The following is a 20,816-nucleotide window of genomic DNA, read 5'->3' as shown; positions in this document are numbered from 1 at the left end:
CCTGGTCGGGGACCAGAGCTCTACCTCGGCGACCAGAGTGCTACCCCGCGGACCTGGGCTCTACCTGGCGGACCGGGGCCTATCGGTCGCGGACCGCCGCGTACTGCGCGCGGATCGCCGGGACCTCGTCCGCCTCGGAGACCGTGCCCGACGCCGTCCCCCACCCCGGCGGGTCTGCCTCGCCCCCGGCACGGGATGCCGCGAGGACCCAGGCGGCCTGGCGGGCCGCGCCGTCGGCCACGTACTCGCCCGGCTCGGGGACGGTCACCGGCAGACCGAGGACCTGCGGCGCGAACTGCCGCACCGCCTCGGACTGCGCGCCGCCGCCGACGAGCTGCACGCGCTCGACCCGCACGCCCAGCGCGCGCAACGCGTCGAGCCCGTCCGCGAGCCCGCACAGCATGCCCTCGACGTAGGCGCGCGCGAGGTGCGCCGGCGTCGAGGTCTTGAGCGTGACGCCGTGCAGCGTCCCGGTCGCGTCGGGCCGGTTGGGCATGCGCTCACCCTCGAGGTAAGGCACGAGGACGAGGCCGTCCGCCCCGGGCGGCGCCTGTAGCGCGAGCCGGGACAGGCCCGCGTGGTCCACGCCGAGGACGGCGCGGGCGGCGTCGAGCACCCGGCTCGCGTTGAGCGTGACCGCGAGCAGGAGGTACCGGCCGGTCGCGTCGGAGAACCCGTTGATCAGGCCCGACCCGTCCGCCGTGCGCTCCGGGACCACCGCGGACACCACGCCCGACGTCCCGATCGACACCGCGACGTCGCCCGCCGTCATGCCGAGCCCGAGCGCGGCACCCGCGTTGTCCCCGGCGCCGGGGCCGAGCAGCGCGCCGCCCTCGACGTCCGCCCCGGCCACGCCCGGGTGCGCGACGCCCGCGACCGACGACGGCCCGACGACGCGCGGCAGCACGACGTCCGTCCGGCCGAGCGCGAGCTCGAGCAGGTCGAGGCGGTAACCCTCGCGACCGGATCCCGCGGCGTCGGGCGAGGCGACCCGCGTCGCGTCCCAGTAGCCCGTCCCCGAGGCGTCGGACGCGTCGGTGACGAGCGCGTCGAGGTCCGGGCCGAGCGGCGCGGTCGGGTCGCCCGCGGGCCCGTACCCGGCGATGCGCCAGGTCAGCCAGTCGTGCGGGAGCGCGACGGCAGCCACGCGCGCCGCGTTCTCGGGCTCCGCGTCGCGCAGCCACCGCAGCTTGGTGACGGTGAGCGACGCGACGGGGACGGAGCCGATGGCGTCGGCCCACGCCTGCGCGCCCACCGCCTCGTCGCCGTCGCCGAGCTCGCGGACCAGGTCCCGGGCCGCCTGGGCGGACCGGGTGTCGTTCCACAGCAGCGCCGGACGCACGACGTCACCGTCCGCGTCCAGCGCGACCATCCCGTGCTGCTGGCCACCGACGGCGAGCGCCGCGACGTCGTCCAGCCCGCCCGCGGCCGCCACCGCGGCACCGAGGGCGTCCCACCACGCGGCGGGGTCGACCTCGGTGCCGTCGGGGTGGGACGCCGAGCCGAAGCGCCGCAGCGCCCCGGTCTCGGCGTCCCGCACGACGACCTTGCAGGACTGCGTGGACGTGTCGACGCCGGCGACGAGCGTGCTCATGCCCGCCACGTCAGCCGATGAGGTGCTCGAGCGCGAGCTGGTTGAGGCGCACGAAGCCGAAGTCGCGGTTCGCAGCGGCCTCGACGTCGAAGTCCTCGTACGCGCTGCGATCGGCCAGGATGTCGGCGACCGTCTCGCCCGCGGCGAGGGTCGGCTCGCCGAGCTCGAAGACGCCGGAGTGCGCGAACGCCTCCTGGACCCGGCTGTCCGCGCGGTACGCGGCGGCCTTGCGCGCGAGCAGGTCGTACGTGGCCATGTTGGCGCGCGCGGAGTCCCACACGCCGATCTCGTTCTCGGTGCGCGACGGCTTGTAGTCGAAGTGGCGCGGGCCGGTGTAGCGCGGGCCGCCGTTCGGGAAGCCGTTCTCGAGCAGGTCGACCGTGAAGAACGCCGAGAGCAGGTCGCCGTGGCCGAACACGAGGTCCTGGTCGAACTTGATGGACCGCTGGCCGTTGAGGTCGATGTGGAACAGCTTGCCGGCCCACAGCGCCTGGGCGATCCCGTGCGTGTAGTTCAGGCCCGCCATCTGCTCGTGCCCGGTCTCCGGGTTGAGGCCGACGATGTCGCCGTTGTCGAGCTTCGCGATGAGGCCGAGCGCGTGCCCGATGGTCGGGAGGAAGATGTCGCCGCGCGGCTCGTTCGGCTTGGGCTCGAGCGCGATCTTCAGGTCGTAGCCCTGGCTCTTGATGTAGCCCGCGACCGTGTCGATGCCCTCGGCATAGCGCTCGTGCGCCGAGTTGAGGTCCTTGGCGCCGTCGTACTCGGTGCCCTCGCGCCCGCCCCACATGACGAACGTCTTCGCGCCCAGCTCGGCGGTGAGATCGACGTTGCGCAGCACCTTGCGCAACGCGTAGCGACGCACGCCGCGGTCGTTCGACGTGACGCCGCCGTCCTTGAAGACGGGGTGGCTGAACAGGTTGGTCGTCACCATCTCGATGACGAGCCCGGTCTCGTCGGCCGCCTTGCGCACCGTGTCGAGGCGGCGGGTGCGCTCGGCGTCGTCGGAACCGAACGGCACGACGTCGTCGTCGTGGAACGTGAAGCCCCACGCACCGAGGTCGGCGAGCCTGCGGACCGAGTCCGCGGGGTCGAGCTCCGGACGGCTCGGCCCGCCGAACTGGTCCTGCGCCGTCCAGCCCACGGTCCACAGACCGAAGGAGTAGTTGATGCCGCTGTCGTTCCGCGCGCGCTCGTCGGCCACGATGGTCTCCTCGTCGAGTGGTGACGACGCGGCCACCGCGTCGTCGTCATTTAAGTCGTATGGCTGAACTTATCCGCACGAGTCGGTAGGGTCAAGACGTGCACCGCGCCGACACGAACCGCCCACGTCCGCCCGCAGCCCGGCAGGCGACGCTGCGCGAGCACAATCTCGCCCTCGTCGCCCGCGCCGTCTTCGAGGCGGGCGGTCCGTGCTCACGGGCCGACGTCGCGTCGGCCACCGGCCTCACCCGCGCAACCGTCTCGACCCTCGTCGAGCAGCTGCTCGGTGCGCGCATCATCGCCGAGCTGCCACCGCTCGCGCCCCAGCGCGCCGGTCGGCCCGCGGTCCCCCTCGTACCGGCGGCTCGCACGGTCGTCGGGCTCGGGCTCGAGGTCAACGTCGACTACCTCGGGTGCCGGGTGCTCGACCTGGCCGGGGCGGTCGTGGCCGAGCACGTCGAACCCGACGACCTCCACGACTGCGACCCCTCGGTGGTGCTCGGACGCCTCGGACGGCTCGCCCGGGCCCTGGTCGCGCACGTGGAGGAGGACGGCATGACGGTCGCCGGCGCGACGCTCGCCCTGCCGGGCCTCGTCGACGTCCGTAGCGCCCGCCTCGAGGTCGCACCCAACCTCGGCTGGTCACGCCTGGACCCGCTCCCCCTGCTCGGTCTCGACACCGGTGGCGACGCGCGGACCCTCGCCGTCACGGTCGCCAACGAGGCCAAGCTCGCGGCACTCGCACAGTCCGCCCGTGGCCCCGACTCCGACGACCGGCCGCGGGCCGACGTGCCCGACACGTACCTGTACGTCTCCGGTGACGTCGGGATCGGCTCCGCCATCGTCGTCGACCGGCGCATCTTCCACGGGCGGCACGGATGGGCCGGAGAGATCGGGCACGTCGTCGTCGACCCGAGCGGTCCCCGCTGCCGGTGCGGGGCGACCGGCTGCCTCGAGCAGTACGCGGGCAAGGACGCGCTGCTCCGTGGAGCCGGCCTCGCCCCGGGCGACGCGACGTCCGACCTGCTCGCCGCGCTCGAGGCCGGGGAGACGGCGGCGCTCACCTGCCTGCGCAGAGCGGGTACCGCGCTCGGCAGCGCGCTGGCCGACTACGTCAATCTCGTCGACATCGACACCGTGCTGCTCGGGGGCATCTACCCGCCGCTGCTCCCCTACCTGCGCGCGCCGGTGGAGGCCGAGCTCCGCTCGCGGGTGCTGGCTGCGCCGTGGGCCGCGCTGCACGTGGACGCGGCCCCCGTCGACCACCACGCCGCGCTCACCGGCGGGGCGCGCGAGGTCCTGCGCGGTGTCGTCGAGCACCCGACCCGTTGGGTCGAGGGGTGAGCCAGGTCGCGGCCGTGCACGCACCGTCCTCGGTGTGGACCACCGAGCGCGGACGGCGCGAAGTGCGTAACGTGAGCCTCTGCGGCCGGAGGGACCGGGCGGAGCGAGGAGGACGTCGGTGACCGAGAGCGGTGTGCAGGTGGAGGACGCAGGAGCCCTCTGGATCATGCACGGCGAGATCGACGCCTCCGTCCAGGCGCGGCACGAGGACGAGCTGCTGCGCCACGCGCGCACCGTCGACCGACCCATCCGGATCGACCTCTCCGCCGTGACCTTCATGGACTCGGGGGGCCTGCGGCTGCTCTACCACGCCGCATCCTCCGGCTCCGGGTCCCCGCTGCTCGTCGGCGTCCCGGACCGCGTGCGCGACCTGCTCGAGCTGAGCGGCGTCGTCGAGCTGTTCGAGCTGGAGGAGGTCGGATGACCGTCGCGTACGCCGAGGTTCCGCACCGGTTCGTCGAGATCGCCTCCTGGGACCTGCGCGCCATGACGCAGCTCACGCAGCTGCGAGCCGACCTGCACCGCACCCTGACGGCGAACCCGATGCCGCAGGACCACCGGCTCGACTCGGTGCCGGAGCGCCTCGTGCTCGTCGCGAGCGAGCTCGCGACGAATGCGCTGCGGCACGGCAACCCCCCGATCCGCGTGCGCCTCCTGAGCGACGGCCGCGAGATCGCGGTGGACGTCATCGACCACTCGCCCGAGCAGGCTCCGGTCGTCGCGGGCCGCCGGGCACCGGGGGCCGGCGGGTTCGGGCTCGTCCTGGCCTGCCGTGCCGCGCGCGACGTCGGCTGGTTCCGGAGCGGTGTCGGCGAGAAGCACGTGTGGGCCCGGTTCGACGTCCCCGCCTATCGCACCGGCGCCAGCGCGCGCAGCGCACTGACGCTCGCGAACTGACCCTCCCTCGTCAGGGAGGGCGGCCACGCGGACCGACCGGTCGGCCTCAACCTTCGCGGTGCAGCACCAGCAGCGTCGCGTCGTCCGTGGAGTCGGGGTCACGCACGGCGTCGAGGACCTCCTGCGCCGGGGTGGCAGGTCCGGCGCCGAACACCGCGGCCAGCCGGTCCAGGCCGGCCCGCACCGACTCGTCGCGGCGCTCGACGAGACCGTCCGTGTACACGACCAGCGCACCGCCCGCGGGAACCGTCAGCGTGTGCGCCGTCGGCGCGCGCATCCCCACGCCGACGGGCGGCGCGGTCGCGGGCCGCGACCAGCTCGACGACCCGTCCGCGCCCACCACGAGCAGCGGCGGGTGGCCGGCGGACACGTACTCCACCAGCCCGTTCTCGAGGTCGACCAGCGCCAGCGAGACCGTCGCGACCTCGCCTGGCAGGGTCCAGGCCGCGGTCCGGGCGAGGTGCGCCACCGCCTCGACCGCCGAGCCCGCACCGACGAGCGCCGCACGCAGCGCGGTGCTCAGCTGCCCCATCGTCGCGGCCGCCTGCAGCCCGTGCCCGGTGACGTCGCCGACGACGACCGCAAGGCGCCCTGACGGCAGCACGAGCGCGTCGTACCAGTCCCCGCCGACGAGCCCGCCCCCCGCCGACTCGTACCGCGACTCGAGCCGCCAGCCCGAGACGTCCGGCAGCAGCGTGGGCAGCAGGCTGCGCTGGAGCTCCTCCGCGGCACGCAGGTCGCGGCGCCCGCGCACGTACAGCGACTCCACGAGGTGCCCGCGCAAGGCCGTCGCGAAGTCCGTCTGGTCCTCCGTCCACGGGCGGCTGTGCCCGCGCACCACCTCACGCCACCGCTCGAACGACCTGCGCGGGCTGAGCCGCACGCTGCCGTCCTCCGTGCGGGCGATCTCCTTGTTCTGCGGGTCCCCGCCCCAGTCGACGTGCCGCAGCACCTCGTCGCGCACCCAGAGCACGACCTGCCCCTCGGGCAGCACGATGCCCAGGACCCCGGCCACGCCCGGGGCGACCGCTGCGACGTCGGGCGCCGCGTCGGGCAGCGAGTCCGTCGACACCAGCTCGGCCTCCTGGGCGAGCACCCAGGCCACGAGGGCCCGCGAGGCGTCCTCGTCGGGGACCGTCCCCACCGAGGTGAGCCGGCCCTCCGCGAGGACGACCGCGCCGTCGGCGCGCACCAGCCGGCGCAGCCAGCCGGACCGCGTGATCGCGACACCCAGCGGAGCACTCTCGTCACGGCTGTCCGCGGCGAGGTGGGCGAGCACGCGCTCGGCGCGGCTCACCTCGGTGCCGCGCTCCTCCTCCGCCTGCGCGACGAGGCGCACCGAGAGCGTCGACCCCAGGAACTCGGCCGTCGTGCGGACCTCGTACGACGGCTCGTGCGGACCCGCGTAGTGGTGGCACGCGATCAGCCCCCAGAGCCTGCCGTCGCGCAGCAGCGAGATCGACATCGACGCGCGCACGCCCATGTTCCGCAGGTACTCGAGGTGGATCGGGGAGACGCTGCGCAGGGTCGAGTGCGTGAGATCGAGCGGCTCCCCCGTGGTGGGCAGGGCCGTGGGCAGGATCGGCGCCGGCTCGTAGTCGACGTCCGAGATCAGCCGGATCCAGTTCTTCTCGTACAGCGCACGCGCCTGCGGCGGGATGTCCGACGCCGGGTAGTGCAGCCCCAGGAACGAGTTCAGGTCGCCCCGGCGGGCCTCGGCCACCACCTCGCCGTTGTACGCGGCGTCGAACCGGTAGATCATCACGCGGTCGAACCCGGTGAGGTCGCGGACGTGGCGGGAGACGTCGTCGTACAGCTCGCCGAGCGTCGCCGCCCGCTCGAAGTCGCTGAGCGCCTGGCGCGCCGCGAGATAGGTGGAGGGGAAGGACAGCGGGCGCGTCCCCGTCGCCGCCTCCAGCTCGACGACGAGGACCGGTTCGGCGCCCGTCCCGCCGGCCAGGAGGGGCGGGCGGTGGAGGACGGCGTCCACGTCGGGCCCGACGCCGTCCCAGCGGTCGAGCCGCAGCGTGAGCGGGTTGCGGGACGCGAGGTCCGTGGCGGACGCCGCGTGCCGGAGGACCTGCGCGGCGGCGTCGGCGCCGAGCACCTCCGAGAGCGGACGTCCCAGCACCGCATCCGGCGTCGCGCCGAGACGCTGCTCGACGTTCGCCGACACCTGGAGCAGCCGCCCGTCCGACTCCCGCACGACCAGCAGGACGCCGCGGGGCTGCACCAGACCGGGTACATGGATCGGTTCCCGCGCGCAGTTGTCGAGGTCGACCGGTTCCCCGGGTCGGAGCAGCTCGTTCGTCTCGTCGACGGTTCCCGTCACGGCACTCCTCGTCCTGTGCGTGTCCACGGCGAGGTCACGCGCGTCGTCAGGACCACCTTGGCTCGAGGATCCAATCGCGTGCCCAGATTACCGGCAACGGCGACCCGAGCAGGACAGGGCCGCGCTGCGGTTCGACCCCGTACGAGATGCTTCGATACGGTTCGGCACGGTACGTCCCCACGCTGCGGCGTCCCGGTGCGGCGACCCGGGAACCGGGGAGTACCGTCGTTCGTCGGACGTGCGGGGGCCGCGCCCACCGGTACCCGGACCCGACCTGAAGGTGATGCATGAGCCCGACCGACCCCGTCCTGCGCGCCACCGGCCTCTCGGCCGGGTACGGCGGTGCCGACGTCGTGCGCGACATCGACCTCGACCTCGTCGCAGGGTCCGCCCCCGTCGGCGTGGTGGGCGAGTCCGGAGCGGGAAAGTCCACGATCGTGCGTGCCCTGGTCGGCGTCGTCCGCCCCACGCGCGGTCACGCGACGTACGCCGGGCGCACGGTGTCGAAGCTCTCTCGCCGCGACAAGAAGACGTTCAGGGCCGAGGTGCGGCGCGTGGCGCAGGACGGCCTCGTCGGTGTCGACCCGCGCTGGACGGTCGACCGCACGCTCTCGGCCGCTCTCACCGAGGCGCGGAAGGCCGGACGCGCGAGCGGGCGGTCCGTCGCGGGGCTCCTCGCCGACGTCGCGCTCGAGCCGCGCTACGCCCCGCGGACGGTCCACTCGCTCTCGGGCGGGGAGAAGCAGCGCCTCGCGCTCGCGGTCGCCCTCGCCACCCGTCCGCGCGCCCTCCTGCTCGACGAGCCGCTGACCGCCGTCGACCCGGCGATGCGGGGCGACGTCGTGCGACGCCTGCACGACGCGACCCGCGAGCTCGGTACCGCCGTGCTCCTCGTCTCCCACGACCTCGAGCTCGTCGAGCGGCTGTGCCCCACCGTGCACGTCCTCGCGGACGGGACGTTCGTGTCGTCCGGACCGCTGCGCGAGGTTCTCGCGGGTTCCGCCGCAGGATCCGACCACCCGTCGGTGCGCGCGCTCGCGCAGGCCGCGCCGCTGGCGGCGCAGCGCTTCCGCTGACGGGTCCCGTGCGGGTGCCGGCACGAGCCGGGCCGACGTCGCCGACCTTCCTTAGGATCAGCACGTGACCACGACGCCCCTCCCGAGCCTGCCCGACACCCCACCGTCCCGGCGGGAATCGGCGTACGAGGCGCTCAAGGCCCGCATCATCGGGCTCGACCTCCACCCGGGTCAGCGGCTCGTCGAGAGGGACATCGCGACGGAGCTCGGCGTCTCGCGCGTGCCGCTGCGCGAGGCGCTGCACCGGCTCGAGAACGAAGGGCTCGTCGTGCTCGTCCCGCGGCAGGGTGCGATCGTCGCACCGTTCACCCGCGACGACGTCGAGCACCTGTTCGAGGTGCGCGAGAGCGTCGAGGTGCTCGCGTTCCGGCTCGCCGCACTGCGCCGCTCCCCGGCCGACCTCGCGGCGATGGCCGCGGCGGTGGACGCGACGCGCATCGCGCTCGACGCCCGGGACGACGCCGCGACGGCGGCCGCCAACGCGGGGTTCCACGCCGTCGTCGTCCAGGCCTGCGGCAACCCGCTGCTGCAGTCGATGCTCGCCCCCCTCGACGCACGGGTGCGCTGGCTCTTCCACCTGACCAAGCGGCGGGACACGCGCGAGCAGTGCGAGGAGCACGCGGCGATGCTGGCCGCGATCGAGCGGTGCGACGCCGGGCTCGCGGCCGACCTGGCGCTGCAGCACGTGACGTCGGGCCGCGAGCCGAGCCTCGCGCTCGCCGCGACCTGGGCGTCCGCTCCGGTCGACCCGTTCGAGGTCACGCGCACGCGCAACCGGGGTCCGCGGCGGCACTGACCTGCCCCGGCCGCATCGGTCACGCACGATTTACGACCGGTTGACGCGCCGGAAACATAAGGTCCGCAGACTCGTCGCTTAGTGGTATACCACTAACTCGACCAGGAGGACCTCATGCGCAGCATCCGCCCCACCCCCGTCCCGAGCCTGCTTCGCCCGCCGTCCCCAGCGCGTCGCCGCGCTCGCCGCGGCACGCTCACCGCGGCGGCCGTCGTCGGCGGGCTCGTCGCCCTCACCGCGTGCGGCACGTCCACCGATGCCGGCGACGGCGACGGCGGCGCCGAGAGCGGGGACGAGCCGTTGGCGGTCGGGGTGTTCCTGCCCGGATCCACCTCGGACACCGGCTTCATGGAGTCCGCCTACCTCGGGTACCAGCGTCTCGAGGAGGAGCTGGGCGACGAGGTCGACCTCTCCTTCGTCGAGGAGGTCGCCGCCGCCGACTACGAGCAGACGCTCGTCCGGTTCGCCAGCACGTCCGACCTCGTGATCTCCGTGGGAGGTCAGACCGACGCCGACCTGCGCAAGGTCGCACCCCAGTTCCCGGACGTCACGTTCGTCGAGATCGGCGGCCCGGCCGACGCCGAGCCGCTCGACAACCTCGCGTACTACGACCCGCAGCAGGCAGAGGCCGAGTACCTGTCCGGCGCCGCCGCCGCCCTGTCGTCCGAGACCGGGAAGGTCGGGTTCATCGGCGGCGTGGAGCTCCCCGCGATCGTCAACGCGTCCCAGGCCTTCGCCAACGGCGCCGAGGCCGCGGTCCCGGGCACGGCGGTCGTCACGCCGCAGTTCCTCGGCGACTTCAACGAGCCGTCCAAGGCGAAGCAGGCCGCCGCGGCGAACTTCGGCGTGGACGTCGACGTCGTCGGGCAGATCGTCAACCTGGGCAAGCAGGGCATCGAGCAGGCCGCGAAGGACGCCGACGCGGCGATGATCGGCGGTCCGATCCCGGGCGAGTGCACCGACGACGGCCCGTACGTCGGGTACGTCCGCACCGACATCGGCACGGAGGTCGAGCACGCGGTGCACTCCGTCCTCGACGGGACCTGGGAGGCGGCGCAGGTGCCGTTCGGCCTCACGACCGAGCTCGGCGGCACCGAGTTCGTGCTGTGCACCGACGACCCCGAGACGGTGGCCGCGCTCGACGACATCACGCAGTCCGTGGCGAGCGGCGACGTCACGCCGTACTGACGCCCGCCGACCTGCCCGTGGGACGACCGACGAACGGAGCCAGCATGTCCACGACCCACCCGCCGGCGGACGCCGGTGCACCTGGTGCGCTGCCGGGTTCCCGAACCAGCATCACGACGGTGCCTGCGCTCGCGCTGCACGCGGTGACCCGGGTGTTCGGGACGCACACGGCGCTGGACTCCGTCGACCTCGAGGTCGCGCCCGGGGAGGTGCACTGCATCCTCGGCGAGAACGGCGCGGGCAAGTCGACGCTGTGCAACATCGTCTTCGGTGCGCTCCCACCCACGTCGGGCGAGGTCTGCCTCGCGGGCGAGCCGTTCGCGCCGTCGTCCCCGTCGGACGCGCTCGCCCACGGCGTCGCGATGGTGCACCAGCACTTCTCGCTCGTCCCGACGCTCACCGTCGAGGAGAACCTCCTGCTGGGTCGGGGCCGGGCGCGCCTGCGCCCCGACCGGCGGGGGCTCGTCGTGCGCCTGGCGGAGATCGAGGAGACCCTCGGTCTGCACGTCGACCCGCGAGCCAGGGTCGGGACGCTCTCGGTCGGCGCGCGGCAGCGGGTCGAGATCGTCAAGGCGCTCCTGGACCGCCCTCGGCTCCTCCTGCTCGACGAGCCGACGGGCGTCCTCGGGCCCGACGAGATCGACGGGCTGCTCGCGACGTGCCGGCGCGTGGCTGCCGCCGGGACCGCCGTCGTGCTCATCACCCACAAGCTCGCGGAGGTGATGCGCGTCGGTGACCGCGCGACGGTGCTGCGCGCAGGTCGCGTCGTCGGCACCGGACCGCTCGCCCGCGAGCACGGCGGCGGGAGGTCCGTGCCCGCGCCGTCCGGACCCACGGGATCCGAGCCGTCCTGGCGCGACGAGGAGCTGCTGGAGGCCGGCGACCTCGTCGGGCTCATGGTCGGTCGCGACGTGTCCAGCCTCGACCCGCTGCTCGCGGCGAGCGTCGGCGTCACCCGGACCCGGGCGGCGGGAGCTGCGCCGGCACACGTCGCTCGCAGGACGGCTGTCCCGGACGACACGACGCCGCCGGTGCTCGCGGTGCACGGACTCGTCGTCGAGACACCCGACGGCGCCCGCCGCGTCGACGGCGTCGACCTCGAGGTCCGGCCGGGCGAGATCGTCGGCATCGCGGGGGTCGAGGGCAACGGGCAGAGCGAGCTCGTGGCGGCCTTGTCCGGCGCTCTACGCCCCGCGGCGGGCACCGTCCGGCTGGACGGCCAGGACGTCACGAGGGCCCGGCCCGCGCGACGGACCGCGCTGGGGCTCGGCGTGGTCCCCGAGGACCGCCACCACGAGGCGGTCGTCGCAGGTCTCAGCGTCACCACCAACCTCCTGCTCGCCCGGCTCCACCGCTTCCGGCGGTTCGGCCTGCTGGACCGCCGCGCGATGCGTGCCGCGGCCGCCGAGCTCGCCCGCCGGTTCGACGTGCGCGCTGCGAGCCTCGACGCCCCCGTGTCCGCGCTGTCGGGCGGCAACCAGCAGAAGGCCGTCCTCGCGCGGGAGCTGAGCCTCGAGCCCCTGCGGTGCGTGGTCGCCGCCCAGCCGACGCGTGGCCTCGACCTCGGCGCGGTGGACGACGTCGTCGCCCACCTGCGCGCCACGGCCGACGCCGGGGTGGGTGTGCTCGTCGTGTCGAGCGAGCTGTCGGAGCTCCTCGTCCTGTGCGACCACGTGCACGTCGCCTACCGGGGCGCGCTCAGCGCACCCGTCCCGACCGACGCACCCGACGCGCGCGAGCGCGTCGCCCACCTGATGACGGGAGCCGCAGCATGACCGCCCCTCTCTCCTCTCCGACCGCCGCGACGACGGGACCCGGCCCCTCGGCCCGGCCCGGATCACGGTCGGCGCCGCCCCGTCCGCCCGGGCCGGCCGCCCGTCCCGCCCGAGGTGCCACCGGGGACCGGCTGCGCTCCCTTGCCCCCGTGCTCGTACCCCTCGCCGCCGTGCTCGGCGCGCTCGCGATCAGCACGGTCCTCGCGGTGCTCGCGGGAGCGACGCCCGCCGAGGCCGCGGCCGCGCTCTGGGAGGGCATGGTCGGCACGCCGTACGCGATCGGGTCGTCGGTCAACGTCGCGGCCGTGCTGCTGCTCGTCGCGACAGGGTTCCTCGTCGCCCACCGCGCCGGCCTCGTGAACGTCGGCGGCGAGGGTCAGATCTGCCTCGGTGCCGTCGGCGCCACCGCGGTCGGCACGATGCTCCCCGCGTCGGTGCCGGCCGTCCTGACGCTCCCCCTCGTCCTGCTCGTCGCGGCGCTCTGCGGTGCGGCCTGGGGTTCGATCGCCGCGGGGCTCGCGGTGCGGCGAGGCGTGAGCGAGGTGATCACGACGCTCCTGCTCAACTTCGTCGGTGCTGCGGTGCTCGTCCTCGCCGTCCACGAGGAAGCACTCCTGCGCCAACCCGTCACCAGCTCGGAGACCCTCCCGCAGTCCGCTCCCCTCGTCGAGGCCGCGCACCTGCCGCTGCTGGGGGTGCCGGACTCTCCCGCGACCGTCGCGGTCGTGCTGGCGCTCGCCGCCGCGGCCGTCGCGTCGCTCGTCCTGCGCCGCACCGCGACGGGGATCCGGCTCGCCGCCGTCGGGCAGTCCCGACCGGCCGCCCTGCGCCTCGGCGTCCCGGTCGACCGGCTGCGCTTCAGTGCGCTGACCACCGCCGGTGCCGGCGCAGGGCTGGCCGGGGGCGTGCTCGTCGCGTCCGCCCCCCACGTGCTCGACGACGGTCTCTCGTCCGGGTACGGCTTCTCCGGGCTGGTCGTCGGCCTGCTCGCACGCGGGTCGTTCACCGCCGCCGTGGGCATCGCCACCGCGCTCGGGTTCCTCGTCTCGGGCGGGATCAACCTCCAGCTCGCCGCAGGCGTCCCCGCGTCCATCACACAGATCACCGAGAGCCTCATCATCATCGGCGTCGCGGGCACCGCGATCTGGTCCGTACGCCGCTCACGCACCCGCCGGCGTGCGGCGCCCCGCACCGCCCTGGGCAGCACCGCCACGGCCCGGACGGAGGTCTCGTCATGATGCTCACCCTCACGGACCTGCTCGTCGCGAGCATCGCGCTCGCCGTCCCCGTCCTCGTAGCCGCGAGCGGCGAGCTCGTCGGCGAGCGCGCCGGGGTCCTGACCATGAGCGTCGAGGGCATGATGCTCACGGGCGCGTTCGCGGCGGTGGTCGGCGCGACGTCGAGCGGGTCGGCGCTCGTCGGCGTCGCGTGCGGGGCGCTCGCCGGCCTGCTCGTCGGAGTCCTGCAGGCAGTCCTCAGCGTGACGCTGCGTGCCGACCAGATCGTCACGGGCATCGCCGCGAACGCGCTCGCGCTCGCCGGCACGACCTTCGGCGCCCGGCTGCTCCTCGAGCGCGGCACGGAGGTCCCCGGCTTCGCCCGCGTCGCGGTCCCGGTGCTGTCGGAGATCCCCGTGATCGGCCCCGTGCTGTTCCGCCAGACCGGTCTCGCGTACGCGCTGATCGCCACCGTCGTGGTCCTCGGGGTGCTCACGTCGCGCCGCACCGGCTGGGGCCTGGCCGTGGACGCCGCCGGGGAGGACGCCGCGAGCGCGGACCGGTCAGGCATCGCGGTCCTGCGGGTCCGGTTCGGCGCCGTCCTGGTCGTCGGGCTGCTGTCCGGACTGGCCGGTACGCAGCTCGCGCTGTCCGAGGTCCACACCTTCACCGACAACATGACGGCGGGCGTCGGCTACCTCGCGGTCGTCGCGGTCATCGCCGGCAGCTGGCGTCCCGTCGGGGTGGCCGTCGCGGCGCTCGTGTTCGGGCTCGCACAGGCGCTGCAGTTCACCCTGCCCGCACTGGGCGTGGACGTGCCGTTCGCGCTGCTCGTCATGCTCCCGTACGTGCTCGCGCTGCTCGCGGTCGCGGGCCTGGTCAGCCACAGTCGCCCACCCAGCGGCCTGACGAAGCCGTTCGTCCGGCTCGGGCGGGCGACGTGACCCACCGGACTCCCCCGAACCGCCCGACCCCAGGAGGTACCGTGCCGCTCGTCCTCACCCGCTCCGACCTGACCGGGCTCGTGACGCCCGCCCAGGTGGTCCAGGTCGTCGAGCACGCGTTCGCCGATCTCGCCGACGGCAGGGCCGCGCAGGCGCCGCTCGCGGTGGCCGCGATGGACGAGCGGGCCCACTTCCTGCCCATGACCGCGGTCTCGCCGCGCGCCGGGCTGGCAGGGTCCAAGCTTCTCGCGGACATCCCGGCCAACCGCGAGCGCGGGCTGCCCGCGCAGCGCTCCGTGCTGGTCCTCGCGGACGCCGACGACGGCGCGCCCGTCGCGATCCTCGACGGTGGCCACCCGACGCGGCTGCGCACCGCGGCGGCGAGCGCGGTCGCGACGCGCTGGCTGGCACGCCCGGACGCGCGCGTCCTGGGGCTCGTGGGCGCCGGCGGGCTCGCGCTCGAGCACGTGAGCGCGATCGCGGAGGTGCGTCCGCTCGAGCACGTCCTGGTGTGGTCGCGGTCGGACGCGACCGTGGAGGCCTTCGCCGAGCGCACCGCGGCCCGGCACCCCGACCTCACGGTGACGCGTGCGGACTCCCCCGCGTGCGTCGTCGGGTCCGCCGACGTCGTGTGCACCCTCACGCCTGCCCGCGAGCCCGTCGTGCGCGGAGCATGGTTGCACCCCGGGCTGCACCTGAACGTCGTGGGTGCTCCACCCCGACCGGACCACCGCGAGGTCGACGGCGCTGCGATGGCCCGGGCGCGTGTCGTCGTCGACTCGGTGTCGACGGCGCTGCACGAGTCCGGCGACGCGGTCCTCGCGATCGCGGAGGGCGCGATCGACGAGACCGCGTGCCGGCTCGAGCTCGGCGCCGTCGTCGCGGGCCGCGAGCCCGGTCGCCGCTCTCCCGACGAGGTCACATTGTTCGACTCCGTCGGGCTCGGCATCCTCGACGTCGCGATCGGACGCCTCCTGGTGGACGCCGCGCGAGCGTCCGGTCGCGGGCTGTCCGTCGAGCTGTCGGCATGAGCGCGACGGTGCCCGACGGCACCTCCACCGACCCCGCCGTCCGCGCGGCGCGCACCGCGTCCCTCTCGGTCACGGACCGGACGCACCTGGACGCCGCGCTGCGGCTCGCGCACGCAGCCCTCGCCGAGGGCAACCGACCGTTCGGCGCGGTGCTCGTCGCCGCGGACGGCCGCATCCTGGCGACCGGGCGCAACGCCGTGGCCCGGAGCGGCGACCCGACCGCGCACGCAGAGCTCGACGCGGTGCGCGCCGTCGCGCGCGAGGACCGCGCCGCAGCCGTCGGTGCGACGATGTTCGCGAGCGGCGAGCCGTGCCCGATGTGCGCCGCCGCGCTGGTGTGGGCCGGCGTGGGACGGATCGTGTTCGGCACGTCGGCCCCCGACATCCGCCGCGTCGTGGCCGCCTCTCCGTCGTTCGCGCTGCGGTGCGCCGACGTCGTCGCGGCGTCGGACGTCACGATCGACGTCGTCGGCCCCGCGCTGGGCGAGGAGGGACTCACCCCCTTCCGCGGGACGCTGCCGCGCCCCGCGAGGGAGGACCCCGTTCCGCCGAGGGAGAAGCCGGGAGGCACTACCTCGTGAGCACGGACTCGATCGTGGCCAGCTCGTCGTCCGCGAACGTCGCCGCCGAGAGTGCCGCGACGCTGTTCTCGAGCTGGCGCACGCTGCTCGCGCCGACGAGCGCCGACGTCACGCGCTCGTCGCGCAGGACCCACGACAGCGCCAGCTGCGCGAGCGACTGGCCCCGTCCGAGGGCGACCTCGTTCAGGGCGCGTGCTCGGTCCAGGTAGCCCTCGTCGAGGTTCTGCTCCGACAGGAACGGTGAGTCGGCCCGCGCGGCCCGCGAGCCCTCCGGGGCCGAGCCGGACAGGTACTTGTCCGTGAGCAGGCCCTGCTGGAGCGGGGAGAAGACGATCGTGCCGATGCCCAGCTCGCCCACGACATCGAGCAACGACTCCTGCTGCACGCCGTCGTAGCGGTCCTCGTGGGCCGGGTCCTCGATGTGCCGGTTGAGCATCGAGTAGCTCGGCTGGTGGATCAGCAGCGGGGTGCCGAGGTCCGCCAGGATGCGCGCCGCCTCGCGGGTGCGCTGCGGCGAGTAGTTGGAGACGCCCACGTAGAGGGCCTTGCCCGCCCGGACGACGTCGTGCAGCGCCTGCATCGACTCCTCGAGCGGGGTGCTCGGGTCCGGACGGTGGTGGTAGAAGACGTCGACGTAGTCCAGGCCCGTGCGGCGCAGCGACTGGTCGAGCGACGAGACGAGGTACTTGCGGGACCCGCCGTCGCCGTACGGGCCGGGCCACATGTCGTAGCCCGCCTTGGAGGAGATGACGAGCTCGTCGCGGTAGGCGCCCAGGTCCTGCGCCAGGTGGCGGCCGAAGTTCTCCTCCGCCGACCCGTAGGGCGGTCCGTAGTTGTTCGCGAGGTCGATGTGGGTGATACCCAGGTCGAACGCGCGCCGCAGGACGTCGCGCTGCGTCTCGAACGGCGTCGTGTCACCGAAGTTGTGCCAGAGCCCGAGGGAGATCACCGGCAGGTCGAGTCCGCTCCGACCGGTACGGCGGTAGGCCATCGAGTCGTAGCGGTCGGCGGCGGCGAGATAGCGCGGAGTGAGAGGCATGCGCCCATTGTGCCGTGCAGCGAGCCGGCTACGCCGACTCGCGGACGACCAGCCTCGGCTCGAAGATGGCCGACGTCACGGCGGGCTCGCCCGCGTCCACCTGCTCGAGGAGCATCCGGGCCATCTCGGCGGCCATCTCCTCGACCGGCTGGCGCACCGTGGTCAGCGTCGGGCGCGACAACGTCCCCACGGAGCTGTCGTCGAAACCGATGACCGCGACGTCGTCCGGGACCGCTCTCCCGCGTGCGCGCAGGGTCTGGATGGCGCCCTGCGCCATGACGTCGTTGCCCACGAAGACGCCGTCGACGTCCGGGGCGAGGTCGAGCAGCCGGGCCATCGCGGCCTCCCCGCTCTCGAACGTGAAGTTCCCCTCGACCTGCGGGACGTAGGCGTGCCCCCGTCGGGCGAGGGCGTCGCAGTAGCCGTCGAGCCGAGACCGCGCGGCCGGGACCCCGAGGGGACCCGAGACGACGCCGGGATGGCGGCACCCGCGCTCGAGCAGGCGCTCTGCTGCGAGCCGGCCGCCGTCGGCGTTGGCGACGTCCACATAGCTCACGGGGATCGGATGGGCGGGTCGGGCGAACAGGACGGTCGGCCGGCCGGTAGCCATCAGCTGCTCGATCAGCGGGTCGTCGGCGTCCGTGGTGACGAGGAGGGCGCCGTCGGCGTTGCCGAACCGGAGGTACGACTCGACCTGGCGTCGCGTCTCGTCGTTGTCGGCCACCATGAGCACCGGGTGCACGTCGTGCGGTCGCAGCGAGCGGACGAACGAGCCCACCACACGGCCGAAGAACGGGTCGGCGAGGATCCCCGGGAGGTACAGGTCGTCCTCGGGCTCGGGCTCCGCACCGGAGACGATGACGGCGACCGTCCCGGTCCGCCGGGTCACCAACGAGCGCGCGGCCCGGTTGGGCACGTACCCCGTCGCTGCGACCGCCTCCAGGACGGTCACCTGGACCGCGGGGGCGACCTTGCGCTTGCCGTTCACGACGCGGGAGACGGTGGCACGGGAGACGCCCGCGACGCGGGCCACGTCCTCCAGCGTCGGCACAGATCGCCGTAGATCCTCGCTCACCCGACGACGATAGCAGGGTAAGAGCGTTTTCCCGAGATGCTGCTCTCGCGCCGCCCCATCGCTTGGAGGATCCGGGACGGCAACCTTTTAGAGTGGTTTAGGGCATTTTTTAGTTACTAGACTGTCAGCACTCCTCTTGACACCCGCCCCGAGCGGGTGAAAACTCAGGGCTTGGGTAAGAGCGCTCTCCCACTTGACCGCGACGCACCGGAGCGTCGCGCCGCCCGGCTCGAAGAGGAACCGTGCCCCGTACCTGGACCTGGTGCGGGGCGGACGGAGAGGTAGACGAATCACGATGAGCACCAGATCACACCGCAGCGCGAAGGCGCGCCGGCACGCAAGACCCACACCACGGGCGGCAGCCGCCGCGCTGACCGCAGGCGTGCTCGCGGCCGCGGCGCTCGTCGTACCGGCGACGGCGGCCCAGGCAGAGTCGGGCCTGCTCTCGCAGGGGCGCCCCGCCACGGCATCCTCCGTGGAGAACTCCGACTACACGCCCGCGAGCGCCGCCGTCGACGGCAAGATGGACACGCGCTGGTCGAGCGCCTTCAGCGACCCGCAGTGGCTCCAGGTCGACCTGGAGCAGGACGCGACGATCGACCGCGTCGAGCTCGCGTGGGAGGGCGCCTACTCGACCACGTACGAGATCCAGGTCTCCGACGACGCCTCGTCCTGGGAGACGCTGTACTCCACGGCGGAGGGAGACGGCGGCACGGACGTGCTCGACGTCGACGGCGAGGGCCGGTACGTCCGTGTCCTGTCCACCGCGCGCAACGGCGGCTACGGCAACTCGCTGTGGGAGTTCCAGGTCTTCGGCGAGGCCGGTGGTCCCACCGACCCCACCGACCCGGACCCGGACCCGGACCCGACGGACCCCGGTGACCCGGTCGACCCCGACTACGTCGACCCGGGCTATCCGAACGTGCCGGTCAAGGACTCCGGCGCGAGCCACGTCGAGGTCGTCGGGGGGAACGGCAGCTGGAACCTCGAGGTCGACGGCCAGCCGTACACCGTGCGCGGGTTCACGTGGGGACCGTCGTTCGCCGAGGCGGACCACTACATGCCCGGGCTGACCGGCATGAACGCCAACACGACGCGCACCTGGGGAACCGGCGCCGACACGGCGCAGCTCCTGGACTCGGCGGCGGCGAACGACGTCCGCGTCATCATGGGGTTCTGGCTCCTGCCCGGTGGTGGCCCCGGCTCCGGCGGGTGCATCGACTACCGCACCGACGCGCAGTACAAGTCCGACACCAAGGCCGACATCCTCCGCTGGGTCGAGACCTACAAGAACCACCCGTCGGTCCTCATGTGGAACATCGGCAACGAGTCGATCCTCGGCCTCCAGAACTGCTACTCGGGTACCGAGCTCGAGGAGATCCGTGACGCGTACGCGTCGTTCGTCAACGAGGTGAGCGTGGCGATCCACGCGGTCGACCCGAACCACCCGACGACCAACACCGACGCCTGGGCAGGCGCGTGGCCGTACCTGGACGAGAACGCGCCCGACCTCGATCTGCTGTCGATCAACGCCTACGGCGACGTGTGCAACATCGCCGAGAACTGGGAGGCCGGCGACTACGGCAAGCCCTACGTCCTGACCGAGGGCGGCGCCGCCGGTGAGTGGGAGGTCGAGGACGACGCCAACGGAGTCCCCGACGAGCCCGGCGACATCGAGAAGGGTGACGCGCTGGTCCGCTCGTGGAAGTGCCTCATGGACCACGAGGGCAAGGCCCTCGGCGCGACGTTCTTCCACTACGGCACCGAGGGGGACTTCGGCGGCGTGTGGTTCAACGTCAACCCGGGCGACAACAAGCGTCTGAGCTACTACTCGATCGCGAAGGCCTGGGGTGTCGACACGAGCGCCCTGAACACGCCGCCGCGCATCACGAGCATGCGGGTGCCCGGCGCCACGGACGTCGTCGCGGGGAGCACCCTGTCGGTCGAGCTGGACGTGAGCGACCCGGACGGCGACCCCATCAACTACGTCGGGTTCTTCAACAGCAAGTACATCGACGGTGCGGGCGGTCTCGAGTGGACCGAGCTGACGCAGACGGGTCCAGGACGGTTCACCGCGACGGCGCCGGAGCGGCTCGGGGTCTGGAAGGTGTACGTCTGGGCCGAGGACGGCCAGGGCAACGTCGGCGTCGAGACCAGGTCGTTCCGCGTCGTGGCGCCCGACGTCGACGGCACGAACATCGCCCTCGACAAGACCGCGACGGCGTCGAGCTTCGACCCCTGGAACGGCGACTACTCGCCCGCTCGGGCGATCGACGGCGATCAGGGCACGCGGTGGGCCAGCGAGTGGGGGGCGACCGCCTGGTACCAGGTCGACCTCGGCTCGGTGCAGTCGTTCGACCACCTCCAGCTCGTCTGGGAGGCCGCGTACGGGAAGTCCTACGAGGTGCAGACCTCGAACGACGGCTCGAGCTGGACCACCGTCGAGACGGTCACGGGAGGCAACGGGGGCGTCGACGACGTCGACGTCTCGGGCACCGGCCGCTACGTGCGTCTGAACCTCACGGAACGCGGCACCGAGTGGGGCTACTCGCTCTACGAGCTCGGCATCTACCAGAGCTGAGCACGCGCGCGGGGGTGGCGGTCCAGCACCCGCCACCCCCGCCCGATCCCGTGCCCGGTCATCGAGGACCGGGCACGCGCACCACCTGACGACGACGTCGACGGAGGACGCCATGCGCACGACTCACCGCACCACCGACATCCCCC

The 20,816-nt window shown here is 73.7% G+C and carries 17 protein-coding genes; 12 read left to right on the top strand and 5 right to left on the bottom strand.

Annotation, left to right across the window (positions count from 1 at the left end):
• Window positions 1-79: 79 nt before the first annotated feature.
• Both IF651_RS10220 and xylA read right to left on the bottom strand, forming a co-directional pair.
• Window positions 80-1,594: a xylulokinase gene (locus IF651_RS10220; RefSeq protein WP_191829010.1), complete on the bottom strand. Its 1,515-nt coding sequence runs from the start codon at window positions 1,592-1,594 to the stop codon at window positions 80-82.
• Between the two features lie 10 nt (window positions 1,595-1,604).
• The gene (gene xylA / locus IF651_RS10215) at window positions 1,605-2,795 is read right to left on the bottom strand and encodes a xylose isomerase (RefSeq protein WP_191829009.1); all 1,191 of its coding nucleotides are present in this window, start codon (window positions 2,793-2,795) and stop codon (window positions 1,605-1,607) included.
• Between the two features lie 98 nt (window positions 2,796-2,893).
• Between xylA and IF651_RS10210 the strand changes: the two genes are divergently transcribed.
• From IF651_RS10210 to IF651_RS10200, 3 genes are all read left to right on the top strand, one after another.
• Window positions 2,894-4,138 carry an ROK family protein gene (locus IF651_RS10210; protein WP_191829008.1) on the top strand — a complete coding sequence of 415 codons (1,245 nt, stop codon included), beginning with the start codon at window positions 2,894-2,896 and terminating at the stop codon, window positions 4,136-4,138.
• Between the two features lie 118 nt (window positions 4,139-4,256).
• Complete coding sequence (locus IF651_RS10205) at window positions 4,257-4,562, top strand: STAS domain-containing protein (protein ID WP_191829007.1); 306 nt, start codon at window positions 4,257-4,259, stop codon at window positions 4,560-4,562.
• Window positions 4,559-5,035, top strand: coding sequence for an ATP-binding protein (locus tag IF651_RS10200; RefSeq protein ID WP_191829006.1), 477 nt, complete (start codon window positions 4,559-4,561; stop codon window positions 5,033-5,035). The genes IF651_RS10205 and IF651_RS10200 overlap by 4 nt, the downstream gene beginning before the upstream one ends.
• A 46-nt stretch (window positions 5,036-5,081) precedes the next feature.
• Here IF651_RS10200 and IF651_RS10195 read toward each other — a convergent pair whose 3' ends face one another.
• Window positions 5,082-7,367 carry a SpoIIE family protein phosphatase gene (locus IF651_RS10195; protein WP_338403895.1) on the bottom strand — a complete coding sequence of 762 codons (2,286 nt, stop codon included), beginning with the start codon at window positions 7,365-7,367 and terminating at the stop codon, window positions 5,082-5,084.
• Window positions 7,368-7,654: 287 nt separating this feature from the next.
• On the opposite strand from IF651_RS10195, the gene IF651_RS10190 reads away from it, so the two are divergent.
• From IF651_RS10190 to IF651_RS10155, 8 genes are all read left to right on the top strand, one after another.
• Complete coding sequence (locus IF651_RS10190; protein WP_191829005.1) at window positions 7,655-8,443, top strand: ABC transporter ATP-binding protein; 789 nt, start codon at window positions 7,655-7,657, stop codon at window positions 8,441-8,443.
• Between the two features lie 64 nt (window positions 8,444-8,507).
• The gene (locus IF651_RS10185; RefSeq protein WP_206715262.1) at window positions 8,508-9,239 is read left to right on the top strand and encodes an FCD domain-containing protein; all 732 of its coding nucleotides are present in this window, start codon (window positions 8,508-8,510) and stop codon (window positions 9,237-9,239) included.
• A 114-nt stretch (window positions 9,240-9,353) separates the two neighbouring features.
• Complete coding sequence (locus IF651_RS10180; RefSeq protein WP_191829004.1) at window positions 9,354-10,427, top strand: BMP family protein; 1,074 nt, start codon at window positions 9,354-9,356, stop codon at window positions 10,425-10,427.
• 44 nt (window positions 10,428-10,471) lie between these two features.
• Window positions 10,472-12,202 carry an ABC transporter ATP-binding protein gene (locus IF651_RS10175; RefSeq protein WP_191829003.1) on the top strand — a complete coding sequence of 577 codons (1,731 nt, stop codon included), beginning with the start codon at window positions 10,472-10,474 and terminating at the stop codon, window positions 12,200-12,202.
• A gap of 149 nt (window positions 12,203-12,351) precedes the next feature.
• Complete coding sequence (locus IF651_RS10170) at window positions 12,352-13,440, top strand: ABC transporter permease (RefSeq protein ID WP_206715260.1); 1,089 nt, start codon at window positions 12,352-12,354, stop codon at window positions 13,438-13,440.
• On the top strand, window positions 13,437-14,363 hold the full coding sequence (locus IF651_RS10165) for an ABC transporter permease (RefSeq protein ID WP_191829001.1): 927 nt from the start codon (window positions 13,437-13,439) through the stop codon (window positions 14,361-14,363). The genes IF651_RS10170 and IF651_RS10165 overlap by 4 nt, the downstream gene beginning before the upstream one ends.
• A 41-nt stretch (window positions 14,364-14,404) precedes the next feature.
• Complete coding sequence (locus tag IF651_RS10160; RefSeq protein ID WP_191829000.1) at window positions 14,405-15,394, top strand: ornithine cyclodeaminase family protein; 990 nt, start codon at window positions 14,405-14,407, stop codon at window positions 15,392-15,394.
• Window positions 15,391-15,975 carry a nucleoside deaminase gene (locus tag IF651_RS10155; protein ID WP_191828999.1) on the top strand — a complete coding sequence of 195 codons (585 nt, stop codon included), beginning with the start codon at window positions 15,391-15,393 and terminating at the stop codon, window positions 15,973-15,975. Before IF651_RS10160 ends, IF651_RS10155 begins: the two co-directional genes overlap by 4 nt.
• Here the strand turns inward: IF651_RS10155 and IF651_RS10150 are convergent.
• A complete protein-coding gene (locus IF651_RS10150; RefSeq protein WP_191828998.1) occupies window positions 15,965-17,014 on the bottom strand; it encodes an aldo/keto reductase in 1,050 nt (349 codons plus the stop codon). The genes IF651_RS10155 and IF651_RS10150 overlap by 11 nt on opposite strands.
• 28 nt (window positions 17,015-17,042) lie before the next feature.
• Window positions 17,043-18,065 carry a LacI family DNA-binding transcriptional regulator gene (locus tag IF651_RS10145; protein ID WP_338403894.1) on the bottom strand — a complete coding sequence of 341 codons (1,023 nt, stop codon included), beginning with the start codon at window positions 18,063-18,065 and terminating at the stop codon, window positions 17,043-17,045.
• A gap of 319 nt (window positions 18,066-18,384) precedes the next feature.
• Here IF651_RS10145 and IF651_RS10140 point away from each other — a divergent pair, with 319 nt between their 5' ends.
• The gene (locus IF651_RS10140; RefSeq protein WP_191828996.1) at window positions 18,385-20,670 is read left to right on the top strand and encodes a discoidin domain-containing protein; all 2,286 of its coding nucleotides are present in this window, start codon (window positions 18,385-18,387) and stop codon (window positions 20,668-20,670) included.
• Window positions 20,671-20,816 lie beyond the last annotated feature (146 nt).

The sequence above is a fragment of the Cellulosimicrobium arenosum genome, assembly GCF_014837295.1.
Lineage (GTDB): Bacteria > Actinomycetota > Actinomycetes > Actinomycetales > Cellulomonadaceae > Cellulosimicrobium > Cellulosimicrobium arenosum.
The sequence above is the reverse complement of the archived record's forward strand: the minus strand, read 5'-3'. Positions and strand labels throughout refer to the sequence as shown.